This window comes from Chryseobacterium aurantiacum (genome assembly GCF_003020585.1).
GTDB lineage: Bacteria > Bacteroidota > Bacteroidia > Flavobacteriales > Weeksellaceae > Chryseobacterium > Chryseobacterium aurantiacum.
Window position 1 is genome coordinate 280,937 of the sequence record NZ_PXUE01000004.1, and the last position, 13,134, is coordinate 294,070.

Annotated in this window: 11 protein-coding genes and 1 tRNA gene; 6 read left to right on the forward strand and 6 right to left on the reverse strand. The window is 36.1% G+C overall.

The genetic code is table 11. From position 1 onward, the window contains the following. Positions 1-86: 86 nt before the first annotated feature. The 4 genes from C7D53_RS15630 to C7D53_RS15645 all read right to left on the reverse strand — a co-directional run bounded on the left by C7D53_RS15630 (position 87) and on the right by C7D53_RS15645 (position 5,488). On the reverse strand, positions 87-1,133 hold the full coding sequence (locus tag C7D53_RS15630; protein ID WP_106917352.1) for an MBL fold metallo-hydrolase: 1,047 nt from the start codon (positions 1,131-1,133) through the stop codon (positions 87-89). A 12-nt stretch (positions 1,134-1,145) separates the two neighbouring features. Continuing rightward, complete coding sequence (locus tag C7D53_RS15635; RefSeq protein ID WP_106917353.1) at positions 1,146-2,726, reverse strand: Na+/H+ antiporter; 1,581 nt, start codon at positions 2,724-2,726, stop codon at positions 1,146-1,148. 227 nt (positions 2,727-2,953) lie between these two features. Beyond that, complete coding sequence (locus C7D53_RS15640) at positions 2,954-3,640, reverse strand: hypothetical protein (protein ID WP_106917354.1); 687 nt, start codon at positions 3,638-3,640, stop codon at positions 2,954-2,956. 96 nt (positions 3,641-3,736) lie between these two features. Continuing rightward, positions 3,737-5,488 (reverse strand): alkaline phosphatase D family protein, encoded by a 1,752-nt coding sequence (locus C7D53_RS15645; protein ID WP_106917355.1) that lies wholly within the window; start codon positions 5,486-5,488, stop codon positions 3,737-3,739. A gap of 194 nt (positions 5,489-5,682) precedes the next feature. Here C7D53_RS15645 and C7D53_RS15650 point away from each other — a divergent pair, with 194 nt between their 5' ends. After that, complete coding sequence (locus tag C7D53_RS15650) at positions 5,683-6,300, forward strand: hypothetical protein (RefSeq protein ID WP_106917356.1); 618 nt, start codon at positions 5,683-5,685, stop codon at positions 6,298-6,300. A 47-nt stretch (positions 6,301-6,347) separates the two neighbouring features. On the opposite strand, the gene C7D53_RS15655 is transcribed toward C7D53_RS15650, so the two are convergent. Beyond that, positions 6,348-6,421 (reverse strand) — tRNA-Ile (locus tag C7D53_RS15655). A 62-nt stretch (positions 6,422-6,483) separates the two neighbouring features. Then, the gene (mce, locus tag C7D53_RS15660; protein WP_106917357.1) at positions 6,484-6,882 is read right to left on the reverse strand and encodes a methylmalonyl-CoA epimerase; all 399 of its coding nucleotides are present in this window, start codon (positions 6,880-6,882) and stop codon (positions 6,484-6,486) included. 93 nt (positions 6,883-6,975) lie between these two features. On the opposite strand from mce, the gene rbfA reads away from it, so the two are divergent. From rbfA to C7D53_RS15685, 5 genes are all read left to right on the forward strand, one after another. Further along, complete coding sequence (rbfA, locus tag C7D53_RS15665) at positions 6,976-7,335, forward strand: 30S ribosome-binding factor RbfA (protein ID WP_106917358.1); 360 nt, start codon at positions 6,976-6,978, stop codon at positions 7,333-7,335. A gap of 3 nt (positions 7,336-7,338) precedes the next feature. Next, entirely contained in the window at positions 7,339-8,544 is a 1,206-nt protein-coding gene (locus tag C7D53_RS15670) for an ABC transporter permease (RefSeq protein WP_106917359.1), read from the forward strand. Positions 8,545-8,624: 80 nt separating this feature from the next. Next, positions 8,625-10,421, forward strand: coding sequence for an endonuclease (locus C7D53_RS15675; RefSeq protein WP_106917360.1), 1,797 nt, complete (start codon positions 8,625-8,627; stop codon positions 10,419-10,421). Positions 10,422-10,484: 63 nt separating this feature from the next. Continuing rightward, entirely contained in the window at positions 10,485-11,222 is a 738-nt protein-coding gene (locus tag C7D53_RS15680) for a shikimate dehydrogenase family protein (protein ID WP_106917361.1), read from the forward strand. Between the two features lie 74 nt (positions 11,223-11,296). Next, positions 11,297-13,099: a DUF349 domain-containing protein gene (locus C7D53_RS15685; RefSeq protein ID WP_106917362.1), complete on the forward strand. Its 1,803-nt coding sequence runs from the start codon at positions 11,297-11,299 to the stop codon at positions 13,097-13,099. The last annotated feature ends 35 nt before the right edge of the window (positions 13,100-13,134 follow it).

Genomic DNA, 13,134 nt, shown 5'->3' on the forward strand with positions numbered 1-13,134 from the left:
ATTATTTTTTTTATAATAAGGAAAACCTGCCCATTATTGAGCAGGTTTTATTTTGTGTGAATCTTTATTAATCAATTTTTTTATTCTTATTTATAATCTTCCCACCATTTCTTCCAGATTGTTTTCCCTAATTGATCCAAATTTACTTTTTCACCTATGATGGGTAATGTAATCGGCTGCCGGCTTTCTTCTGCATTTTTGGCGGCCAGTTCTAGAGGTTCAAACCATGCATGCTGAGCCAATTTGAATTTTGAATGATGCACCGGAATAAAATTTTTCGCTTTTAATTCCTGTACTTCCCCGATAAGCTGATCGGGTAAGGTGTGGATGTAGGGCCACTTTTCATTGTACTGACCACATTCCATTACTGCTAAATCGAAAGGGCCATATTTCTCTCCTATTTCTGTAAAATGGTTTCCATAACCACTGTCTCCCCCTAAAAAGAAATTCTTGGTGGGAGTTTTCAAAACAAAGGAGGTCCAAAGTGAGATATTTCGGTTCAATAGTCTTCCGGAAAAGTGTCTTGCCGGTGTAAGTGTAATTTTAAAACCATCAGCAATATCTATACTATCCCACCAGTTTTTCTCAATGATCTTTTCTGGTTCCCAGCCCCAATATTCAAAGTGCTGGCCGGTTCCCAGTCCACAAATTACAGTATTAACTTTATCCTTTAAAGCCTGAACGGTTTTATAGTCCAAATGATCCCAATGATCGTGAGAGATAAGCAGAAAATCTATCTCGGGCATATGTTCCGGTTTATAGTAATCTGCTCCCTGAAATGCCTTGATGGATCCAGGCATAGGAGATGCATTTCCACTGAAAACAGGATCTACCAGAAACTTCTTACCATCTATCTGAATAAAATAGGAACTGTGCCCGAACCATATGAGTACATTCTCTTCCGGAGCTAGATTCTTGAGATCTGTTATAGCAAATGGAAGTGCCGTTCTTGGTGAAGTATTTTCTACTTTACAGAGACTGTGAAGCAATGCCTTTGTCATGCTTTCTCCCTCTAATAAAGGAGGAGTAATGAGTATATTCTGAAACTTTCCGTTGACATAGTTGGAAAGCGTACTGAAATAGTCTTTTCTTTTATCATCGGGAAACTGCCCGAGTTGTTTTACTAAATTCATTTCTTGTATTTTTTACATCCTGAGTCTTTCTTCTTCCAGATCCAGCCTTGTTAAATAATGTCTTATGTATTCTTCGTCTATATTCGGGTTGCGTCTGTTTTCTTCCCGAAGCCAGATGCGTTGTTGCTCCAAAGTTTCAAAGTAAATCTCCTTGGCCTCATCCGGAACCTTATGAACGGAATCATCCCTGTCTTCCTGCTCCCAACGATCCATCAACCTATTGAAATACTCATTTTCATTTCTCCTTTCTTTATAATTTTCATTAAGGTAGCTGATGGCTATACGGCGCATCCCTTTACGCAGGAAATTTTCTGATTCTTCTTCTGAGATATACCCTCCGCTGGAATCTGACAAATTAAGTTTTTGAATCAATGCCGGTAAAGTCAATCCCTGAACGATAAGCGTAACCAAAATCACAACAAAAGTTATAAAGAGAATCAGGTCACGATGTGGAAAAGGCTGCCCGTTTTCCATTATTACGGGAATAGATAACGCGGCCGCCAGAGAAACTACCCCACGCATCCCTGTCCAGCCCATCAGTATGGGGGCTTTCATACCAGGATCTCTATCTGCTACATCTATAAAATTTCGCATAATTAATGTAACGAGAACGGCTCCAAATGAAGCGAAAAAACGAACAACAATGAGTACTGCTGTAACCAGCAAACCATAACTGACCGCTTCGGATAAACTTATTCCTTCTTTATCTAAACCTACCATAATTTCAGGAAGATCCAATCCTATTAATAAAAAAACGATTCCGTTAATCAGAAATACAAAGCTTTCCCAGACATTAGATCCTCTTAATCTGGATTCTGATGTTCTGAAAATTTCATGTCTTCTTACAGAAAGAAACAACCCGCCACTTACAACGGCCAATACCCCTGAAGCATGTACCTCTTCTGCTGTGATATACATTACATAGGGAGCTACCAGGCTGAGAATAGCATCCATATTGACATCGGTAGGAAATATTTTTTCAATTTTTAAAAAGATGAAAGCCAATACAACCCCTATTCCCAAGCCTCCAAATACCATCCAGCCAAAACTTAAAGCTGCTTCCTGCCATACAAATTGTCCGGTAGCTACGGCAACCATTGCAAACCGAAATATAATTAACGAAGAAGCATCGTTGAACAAACTTTCTCCTTCCAAAACGGTAGATGCATTTTTTGGAACTTTTACAAATTTTAAAATGGCCCCTGCACTCACAGCATCCGGTGGAGAAACTATTCCGCCCAGTACAAAACCTAAAGCCAATGAAAACCCTGGAATAAATGAATTGGCTATAAAAGCCACAGATATTGCGGTAAGAAAAACGACAATAAAAGCAAAGCTTGTAATAATCCGCCTCAGTTTCCAGATTTCTTTCCATGAAACGGCAAAGGCAGCTTCATACAAAAGTGGTGGCAAGAAAATAATAAAAATAAGTTCCGGGTCTATTTTTAGAGTAGGTAAACCGGGAATAAAGCTGATGAGCAAACCCGCAATAACCAAGATAATGGGATAGGCCACTTTTAAACGATTGGCCAGCATAATGGCACCAATAATCACCAGTACCAACCCCAAGTAATAAATAAAATTTTCTACCATTTGTTTTTTTCGATTAATTTCTAAACCAAATTATATATTTTTTTTGAGAAATGTTCTCTGTTTCTATTTGGTTAATAAGTCTTAATAGAAAAATAAATATAAGGATATGATTTTAATTTTCAGAACGAATCAGAATGTCTTTTACTTTAAAAAGATGTTTAAAATACAGAAAGATGATACATCTTATTCTATTATACAAAAAATTGTTCTTTAGTTTATGATAGAGACTAGCTCACTAATTTATACAGTAAAAAAGCACTCCCTAAAGTTAAAAGAGCCAATACTCCCCCTACCTTCAGTAGGGTAGACCAATAGGTTTTCCAATCGAAAGTAAAATCCACAGGATTGATATAGTATACATCAAAAACAAAAGGATTTATACGCAAGTCTGGTCTGAAGTACACAATTCCCTGGATATATCTTCTGCGCAAGGCGCTCAGATTGGTAAAGTAATAACTGTAGCCGGCATCCATTCCATCAAAATCTACATCTGCTATATGGCCACCATCATTCACTTTCAGCATATACTGTTTATTTCTTGGGCTGACACCTACATCATATTGATCTGAAAAGGAATATTCTTTTAAATTGCAATAAAGAACCTCATCTATTGTTCCATCTGCTCTTTCATAATGAACCCCTTTGTCATCAACCACAATTCTTTTGATGATTCTCTTTCTGATTTTTTTTTGATAAAGAAAAAAACGGTAAAGCAAAAATCCTAAAACAGGATAATATAGCACACCTACTATAATAAACCATATTAACTGCCCACCAATGATAGCTGGCAACGCTAAGATCACCAAAAACATCACCAATAATAAAAGTACTGCGAAAAATCTGATCACCCATGTCATGAAGAACCATGGCTTTGAAACTAACGGTAAAAACTCTTTTCCTTTATCCTCTTGCATATGTTCAAGATACAAAAAAATTGTTAAAATAAAAAGAGCTACAGGGGTAACTGCAGCTCTTATACAAAATTGAAAATAAGATATGTTTTTTTGAAACTATGAGATTGTATATGTTTTTTCGGTTGTTACGTTATAGGTTTCAGAGATTACATTATCTACAAACCTCCATTCTGCCATAGAGCTTCCAGAGGTAAACTTTACATGCAGATATCCTCTTTTATATAGGTTTGCATAATCCAGGTCATCTATAAGCAATGAAAATGCCTGAGCCAATTCTATTGCCTTGGTAGGATCAGAAGAGATACCAAGATACCCCTCAAGTCCGGGAGAGGAAACAGAGCTGCAAGCCAATTCGGTTCCAATAAAATTACCCTGAGCATTAGTAAGTGTTCCCAGCCATGCATTATGGGTATCCCCAGCCAGTACTACCACTTTCTTCCCAGCCAGAATGGAATATAATTGTTCTCTTTCCATAAAGTATCCATCCCATGCATCTAAATTATAAGGTAAGGTGGTTGTAATTCTTGCAATTTCCTGCGGAGTAAGTGTTGGATCCTGCTGCTTATATCTTGTTTTAAGAACAATCAATTGGGTAATTGTAGTTTGAAGAGCCTGCATCGTTGCGGGCTGTGCACTTCCATGCTGTTTTATTTCTGCAAGAATCTGATTCAATAGCATTAGAAGTTCTGCCGGAACCATCATTTTTGTCATTAGAATTTGTTGTCCCAATACTTTCCATTTTGCAGTATCGGAATTGATCTGAGATCCCAACCAAGCCATTTGCTCACTTCCAATTAGTTTTCTGTTTGTACTTAAAAAATCTGCTTTAAACTGTACCTGATTAAAGTTGCCTGCACTATCCAGATAATCTGAATATTCCATTTGTTTATCTCTTGCAATCACTCTGGTATCCATCATGTAAAGAGACACAATATTTCCGAAAGTAAAACTTCTGTAAATCCTTAAATCCTTCCCTGTTTTCAAGGGAATATATTCACTGTATGCCTGAAATGCAGCCATTTTTCGTGTCTGGAAATCTCCCTCATTCGGCTGATGGTTCTCTGCACCGGATTTATAGGTATCATTGGCAAATTCATGATCGTCCCATACACAAATGAAAGGCTTTTTCTGGTGAAGAAGCTGAAGGTTTTTATCACTTCGGTACTGCCTGTATCTTTCTCGGTAATCACTAAGATTAAGGATTTCTTTTGCTGGTTTATGGGCCCTGCCAAGTTGATTGGTGTAAGGGTTTGTTCCATACTGCCCAGGAGCATATTCATAAATATAGTCACCAAGGTGCACCACTACATCTGCTTCAGATTGAGCAATGGCCCCATAAACATTGAAAAGCCCTGCAGGAAAGTTGGAACATGATACCACAGCCATTTTCACCTCGTTTACAGAATCTGTTTTGGAGGGCAATGTAAGTGTCTCTCCTATTACACTGCTTTCCTTGGTTTTATAATTATAAAATCTATAGTAATATTTTGTATTGGATGGAATGTTTTGTACATCCACTGCTATCGTAAAATCATTGACTGATGAGGCATTGGCTTGTCCCTTTCTTACCACCTCAGAAAAGTTACTGTTTCTGCTTATTTCCCAGATAATTTCAGCATCTGTACCTACCGAATACCTTGTCCAGATAATAACTCCCGTTGATGTAGGATCGAAACTTGCTACTCCAGATTCAAATCCTGCGTTTTTAAGATCATTCGGGACGTTACTGTTCTCTGTAAAATCATCACTGCAACTTTCAATTAAAGGAGCAATGAAGATTCCTCCTGCTGCCAATAGTGAATTTTTGAGAAACCTTCTTCTGTTGATCTGGTTGTTGTTTTCCATCATTATTTTTTCTGCAAAACAACAGTATCTATTGTAGAATGCTGTTAACAGTATTTTAATAAATTCTTACACTTTTTTAAACAATTGTTTAATGCAATGTTTTCTTTAAAATTCAAAAATTTACAAGAGCGAATTTCTACGCAAAAAGACTGCGTAATATTGATTTTACTTTGTATAAGAAATCAATAATAAAAAAAATGAAACCCATTGAAGCTCATAATAATTTTATTCCCGAAATGATTGATCTTGATTTTTTCTGGTCAAATGTAAAGTTTAAAGTAATTGATAAAGAATTTGATTTTATCTCTTTACTTAAGAAAAGCATTGGTGGGCAGATACTATTTAAAGGATTTCAATTTGAAGAAAATGATGTTTTCGACTGGTATTTTGGACGTGGATTACTTCGTGAAATGAATTTCAACGATTATTTTCTGCTGTCAGAACCCGTATTGAATGAGTTTAAGGTGTATATTGATCCTGTCACCGGAATTACCAAGGCATCTCCAATTGATAAACAACCAAATTTTTCTAGGGTTAACGGCCTTTGTATTGATGGTATACTCGCCACATTACTTTATTACGGAGGAGCCTATCGTTCCAAATTTAAAGGGTCTACTTATGATAGCAAGAAGCTGGCTCAGAAATTTTGTGATGAACTTTTTGATGAAGATTATACGTATCAGTCCATAATTTGCTGGAGTTCCGGTACTGCATGGAACAATTGGTTCATTGATTTTATTATTGATGATACTTTTTTGATTTTATGTATGAAAACCAGAACTCTATGGATGCTGGCGCATACTGATCAGGCATAGAAATATAAAAAAAACCACTCACGTTACTGTAAGTGGTTGATTTTATGTGGTCCCACCTGGGCTCGAACCAGGGACCACCTGATTATGAGTCAGGTGCTCTAACCAACTGAGCTATAGGACCTCAAAACTTGGTTAAATTTTGTGTTTGCAAAAATAGTAAAAATTATTTCACTACAAAATTTTTTATTGCTTTTCTTGGCAAAGTTCTACCAGCACACCGTTTGTAGACTTCGGATGCAGGAATACAACTAATTTGTTATCAGCACCTTCTTTAGGTTCTTCAGAGATAAATTGAAATCCTTCTTTTTTTAATCTTTTTACTTCCTCTACAATATTTTCTACTCCAAAAGCCAAATGATGGATCCCTTCACCCTTTTTTTCGATGAATTTTGAGATCGGACTTTCAGAATTACTGGCTTCCAATAACTCAATTTTACTTTCTCCTGTTTCATAAAAAGATGTTACCACCCCCTCTCTTTCTACAGTTTCTTTTTTGTAGGATTCTTTTCCTAATAATTTGGTAAAAAGCTCATCAGAGATCCCCAAAGACTTTACGGCAATACCAATATGTTCTAGCTTCATAAATAGTAATCAATATAATTAAATCGTAAATTTGATACTCCGGCTTAATTTCAAAGTATCAATTCAAACAAAAGTACTAAATTTGCATAAATTATGGAAAGTAACAGACAAAGAAAAGTAGCACAAATTATTCAGGAAGACTTCGCAGAGCTTTTCCGTAAACAGGCTTCAGAGAGTAAGCAAAGTATATTAGTATCCGTTTCAGATGTAAAGGTAACGGCAGATTTGGGTATTGCTAAAATTTATTTAAGCATTTTCCCACAGGAATTCCGTACTGCTGTAATGAAAGAAATAGAGGAAAACAAGCCTCAATACAGAAATTTCCTTGGTCAGAAAATGGCAAAACAGGTACGTATTATACCACAACTTAACTTTTATCTTGACACTGCTCTTGATGATGTTGAAAAACTGGAAAGAGAATTAAGAGGCGAAGGTGACAATCCTGTTTTGTAGATCTTGAAGAATATTGCATTTTACATAGCATCCAGATACCTTTTGGCAAAAAAAGGCAGTACCGCTGTTACGTTCATTACGTGGCTGGCAGTAGGTGCCATGACGGTTGCTGTGGCTGCAATGTTCGTGATCATTTCCGTTTTCTCAGGTCTTGAAGACTTGAATAAAGATCTTATTTCTAATCTTCATGCAGATCTAACCTTAAAAAGTGCATCAGGAAAAACCATTAAAAACTTTGATCAGGTTGGTAAGGTTTTAAGCAACAATAAAGAAATCAGTAACTACTCCCGTATTATTGAAGAAAAGGTATACATCAATTTTAACGGAAAAGGGGATATTGCCTATTTAAGAGGAGTAGATTCTGCTTATACCAAGGTAAACCCCATCAATAAAGATGTATTCTACGGAACTTATCCAAGCTTTAAGTATTCTAATGAAGTCCTGATGGAAAATAGTCTGGACAACAGATTATCAATTCCGGTTGATTCCTCCAACCACTATGCGACGATCTTTATGCCAAAGGCCGGAACGGGAATCATCAATAAAGAAGAAGACATTTACAATAAAAGGGATATTCTGGTAACTGGGGTGTTCCCGGGGAAAGATCAACTAGATAATTATATCATCTCTCCTATTGAACTTACCGAGGAATTATTAAGCCTTCCAAAAAAGTCGGCCTATCAAATTGTTATTAAATTAAAAACTCCGGAAAATGCAGATGCAGTAAAGCAAAGCCTGCTTTCTTCTCTTGGAAAAGGTATTGAAATAAAAACCAAGGAAGAAGAGAATGCCGCTTTCTGGAAGATGATTAATACTGAAAAGATGTTTATCTACCTGATCTTTGCATTGGTCATCTTCATTACCACTTTCAATCTTGCCGGAGCCATCATTATTTTACAACTTGATAAAAAAGAACAGGCAAAATCACTTATATCATTAGGTTTTCCTTTAAGTCATCTTAGAATGACCTATTTCTATACCGGACTTCTTATTGTTGTTTCCGGAGTAATTACCGGATTAATCCTTGGAACTGCCTTATGCTATTTCCAACTCTACACAGAATTCTTCAGAGCAAATGAAGTATTGCCATTCCCTGTAAAAATAGTAGGCAAGAATTACTTGATAGTAGCCCTTACAGCCTCTCTATTCGGATTTGCTATTTCATGGTTCTTTTCAAAGATTAGCAAAGAGTATATTACCAAAAATTAACATAGAGCGTTTATACATTTCATTAAATTAATACATTACGGTTTCGTTTTTTTGTACCTTTACGGCCCAATTTTAAAGAAATGAAACGAATTTTATCTTTTTTCTTATTAAGCTTTGCATTCTTTAACGCAATTGCACAAGCTCCTCCCGGTTATTATGATCCTGCAGTGGGTTTAACGGGAGCAAATCTTAAAACCGCTCTAAGAACCATTATCAAAGAAGGACACCAGGACAAAGGCTATTCTGGATTATGGACAGCCTATTTCACCACTGATCGTGATACAACGTATGAAAACGACGGAACAATATTAGATATCTACTCCGAAAATCCCAACGGACCAGATCCTTATAATTTCACTGTAGGTACTAGCCAATGTGGACAGTATAGTACTGAAGGGCAATGCTACAACAGAGAGCATATTGTTCCTCAAAGTTTATTCAACGAAGCATTTCCTATGAAATCTGACATCCACTTTATCCGTGCTACAGATGGTAAGGTAAATGGTATGAGATCCAACTACCCGTTCGGAAAGGTAGGCAATTCAGTTTCTTATAATTCTCAGAATGGCTCTAAAGTAGGAAATTCAGTTTCTCCAGGATATTCAGGAATTGTATTTGAACCTATTGATGCATTCAAGGGAGATGTTGCAAGAATGGTCTTTTATTTTGTAACAAGATATGAAACACAACTTGCCGGCTTCTCTAGTGGGGATATGCTTGGAGGATCTGCTTTCCCGGGTCTTCAGGACTGGGAACTTCAGCAGCTTTTAGCATGGAATGCTATGGATCCTGTATCCGATGCAGAAACAGCGAGAAACAATGCAGCCTATACATTTCAAGGAAACAGAAACCCTTTTATAGATAACTCTGCCTACGCTCAAATGATTTGGGGAAGCCCAATTGTTGACAACCAGGCTCCAACTGCTCCTACCAATTTAGCAACCAATACCCCTACTTCAAACTCAATATCTCTAAGCTGGACGGCAGCAACAGATAACATTGGCGTAACAGCTTATGATATCTATGTAAATGGTATATTTAAAACTACAGTATCCGGTACAGCTACAACGGCTACCGTGACGGGGTTATCTCCACTTACTTCATATACATTCTATGTCATTGCAAGAGATGCTTTTGCAAATGCTTCTCCACAAAGTAATACAGCTACAGGAATAACTCTTGACGGTCCTGCTACAGGAGGTGGAAGCTGTGGAACAGAAGACTTTACAAATATCCCTACATCTACCAACCCAGCCTACAATACAAGAGTATGGACCAATAATAACATAACATGGACTGCAACTGATGCAAGAATTGACCAGACTATTAATGGGAAAGCAATAACAATTAGAAATGGTACTTTAACAAGTTCCCTAATTTCAGGAGGAATCCAAAGCCTTACGCTAACAACTCAGTTAAAGTTCAATGGAAATGCTGGAAGTTTAAATGTCTTTATTAATGATGTGAATGTAGGAATTATTCCTTATAATTCAACTGTAAAAACGACTACAATCAACAACATTAATGTAAGTGGAAACTTTACAATTAAGTTTACCAATTCTTCTACAGAAGACAGACCTGCAATGGATGACTTAATGTGGAACTGCTACAATGGATCATTAGGAACCATTGAGACAGGAAAAAACAAATCAGACTTCACCATCTACCCTAACCCGGTAAAAAATAATGAACTGTTTGTAAAAGGTGAAAATCTTAATAAAGTTGCAAAAGCGGAAATCTATGATCTTTCGGGAAAAGTAATTGAAGTGATTGCAAATCCTTTCAAAAATTCAAACAAGATCAATCTAAAAGGATTGGTAAAAGGAACTTACATCCTAAAAACAGATAATTCTTCTACCAAATTCATTGTAGAATAATTATTGAAAATATTTCAAACCAAAGGCCGGATTTATCCGGTCTTTTTTTTTAATTTTGATCATATGGATTCCAATAAAAAATTAGGATTAATAGGACGTAATATTTCCTATTCCTTTTCTAAAAAATTCTTCGAAAATAAGTTTCAAAAGCTTATGCTTAAAGACTTTTCCTATGATATTTTTGACCTGAATGAAATTAATGAAGTAGAAAACCTTTTTTCTTCACCGGAACTTTTAGGATTCAATGTTACGATCCCCTACAAAGAACAAATCATTAGTTATCTTGACGAATTGAGCGATGAAGCTGAAAAAATAGGAGCTGTAAACTGTGTTTTGATCCAAAATGGTAAAAAAACAGGTTATAATACAGATGCTTTCGGTTTTGAAAAAACACTTTTTCTCCATAAAAAAAACTCACAGGACAAAGCTTTGATTCTTGGTAATGGAGGAGCTGCAAAAGCGGTAAAATATGTTTTGGACAAACACAATATTCCATCCAAAACAGTTACAAGAAGTTCTGAAATCAATTTTGAAAATCTTGATACAGAAACTGTTCAGGAACATAAAATCATTATCCAATGCACACCAGTGGGCACATTTCCGAATGTTGAAGATTGTCTGAAATTTCCTTTTGAAGGGCTTTCTTCCGAGCATTTAGTTATAGATTTAATATACAACCCAAACTACACCCAATTTATCATCAATGCCTCCGAAAAAGGAGCAAAAACAGTAAACGGTTATTATATGCTTGAGCAGCAAGCAGAAAAAGCTTGGGAAATTTGGAATTTTCAAAAAAAATAACATAAATTAGTACTTTAATTGGCCTTACAGCTATATTCAAAGGATATTAACGCCACTCACATAAAAGATTTGCTATGACTACAGAAAACAATCTTTCTGAAAACGAAGAAAAGAAAAATCCTAATGACGTATCTCAGGAGACCTCAGAGAACATAGTTTCTCATGATGCGCCCCCACATGAAGATGATGCAGAACACCTGGAAGAACATGAAGAAGTTGAAATCTCCCTGACTGATGCCTTAAAGGAAATGGAAACAATCATCAACACTCAAAATGCTGGTGAAAACTTCAAAAGATTCAATCAGTTAAAAGAAAAAGCAAGTCATTACATCCATGATGAAGTGGAAGATAAAAAGCATGAATATGTAGATGCCGGAAATGCTCCTGAAAACTTTAGTTATGAGCACCCGTCACAAACCAGATTCTCAGCTTTGGTCAATATTTTCAGAGAAAAGCATGACAACTTCCAGAAAGGACAGGAAGAAGAGCAGAAAAAAAATCTTGAACACCGTCAAAACATTATTGAAAGATTAAAAAACCTTTATACCAACTCTGAACCGGGAACTAATCTTTTTAAATCCATTCGTGAGATTAAAGAAGAGTGGTCTAAAGCCGGACAGGTTGCTAAATCTGAGTTTAAAATCCTTAACAATAATTATTTCCACCACCTGAATCAATTTTATCAGATGCTGGATCTGAATAAAGAATTTTTAGAGCAGGAATATAGCCACAATCTGGAAAAAAGACAGCACATCATTGCCCGTGCTCAGGAACTTGAAAATGAACCTGTCATTCAGAAAGCTTTAAATGAACTTCAATATCTTCATAAGCTTTGGAAAGAAGAAGCTGAACCTGTAGCAGAAGAGTTCCGTGAAAAAACTTGGGAAGAGTTCAAGGAAATTTCCAATAAAATCCACGAAAGAAAATCTGAACTTTCAGCATCCATCGAAAAGGAACAAGGTGCAAATCTTGAAAAAAAGAACGAAATCATTGCTGAAATCAAGAAACTTTCTGAACCAGCTGAAACACCTAATCACAACTACTGGCAAAACGCCATTAAAAGGGTGGAAGATCTACGTTCCGAATTTTTGAAAACAGGAAGCGTTCCAAGAAAACTTTCCAACCAAAACTGGAATGATTTCAAAACAACACTTAGAGGTTTCAATACAACCAAAAACAACTATTATAAGTCTTTAAAAGGTTCTCAGCAAGCGAATCTGGAAGAAAAACTTAAATTAATACAAACTGCTCAGGACAATAAGAGCAATGAAGAGTGGGATATTTCTGTTCCATTATTCAAAAAGCTTCAGGAAGACTGGAAAAAAGTGGGTCACGTTCCAAAAAGCATGACGAATAAAATCTGGGATGAATTCCGTGATGCATGTAACGCTTTCTTCAACAATTACAGAGAAAAGAGCAATACTTCTACAGATAACTGGAAAGAGAACTATAAAAACAAAAAAGCTCTTCTTGAAGAATTAAAAACAGTTTCCAACGAAGAAGGAAGCATTGAAAAAATTGAACAAATCAAGACATCCTGGAATAATATCGGGAAAGTTCCTAGAGATAAAATTTCAATTAATACAGAGTTTAATAAGACTTTAAGAGAAAAATTAAAGATCAATAAGATCAATGAACTTGAACTGAAAGAAGAAGGTTTATCTGAAAACCAACTTACTGACAAGGCAAGAAAGATCAAAAACCAAATATCCGATCTTGAAGGAGAAATTGTAAAACTGGAAAACAACCTATCTTTCTTCAACAAACCATCAAGGGAAAATCCTCTTTTAAGAGATACTTACAACACCATTGATGAAAAGAAAGCTCATCTGGAAACATTAAAGCAGAATCTCCACAGCATCATTGCCGGAGAATAAACCTTAATACAATAAATAAAGGCGGAGCAAAGCAA

Excerpts from the sequence above, each read along its gene's own strand:
- C7D53_RS15630 (WP_106917352.1), bottom strand. The coding sequence starts at position 1,133 with ATGAATTTAGTAAAACAACTCGGGCAGTTTCCCGATGATAAAAGAAAA.
- C7D53_RS15635 (WP_106917353.1), bottom strand. The coding sequence starts at position 2,726 with ATGGTAGAAAATTTTATTTATTACTTGGGGTTGGTACTGGTGATTATT.
- C7D53_RS15640 (WP_106917354.1), bottom strand. The coding sequence starts at position 3,640 with ATGCAAGAGGATAAAGGAAAAGAGTTTTTACCGTTAGTTTCAAAGCCA.
- C7D53_RS15645 (WP_106917355.1), bottom strand. The coding sequence starts at position 5,488 with ATGATGGAAAACAACAACCAGATCAACAGAAGAAGGTTTCTCAAAAAT.
- C7D53_RS15650 (WP_106917356.1), top strand. The coding sequence starts at position 5,683 with ATGAAACCCATTGAAGCTCATAATAATTTTATTCCCGAAATGATTGAT.
- mce (WP_106917357.1), bottom strand. The coding sequence starts at position 6,882 with ATGAAGCTAGAACATATTGGTATTGCCGTAAAGTCTTTGGGGATCTCT.
- rbfA (WP_106917358.1), top strand. The coding sequence starts at position 6,976 with ATGGAAAGTAACAGACAAAGAAAAGTAGCACAAATTATTCAGGAAGAC.
- C7D53_RS15675 (WP_106917360.1), top strand. The coding sequence starts at position 8,625 with ATGAAACGAATTTTATCTTTTTTCTTATTAAGCTTTGCATTCTTTAAC.
- C7D53_RS15680 (WP_106917361.1), top strand. The coding sequence starts at position 10,485 with ATGGATTCCAATAAAAAATTAGGATTAATAGGACGTAATATTTCCTAT.
- C7D53_RS15685 (WP_106917362.1), top strand. The coding sequence starts at position 11,297 with ATGACTACAGAAAACAATCTTTCTGAAAACGAAGAAAAGAAAAATCCT.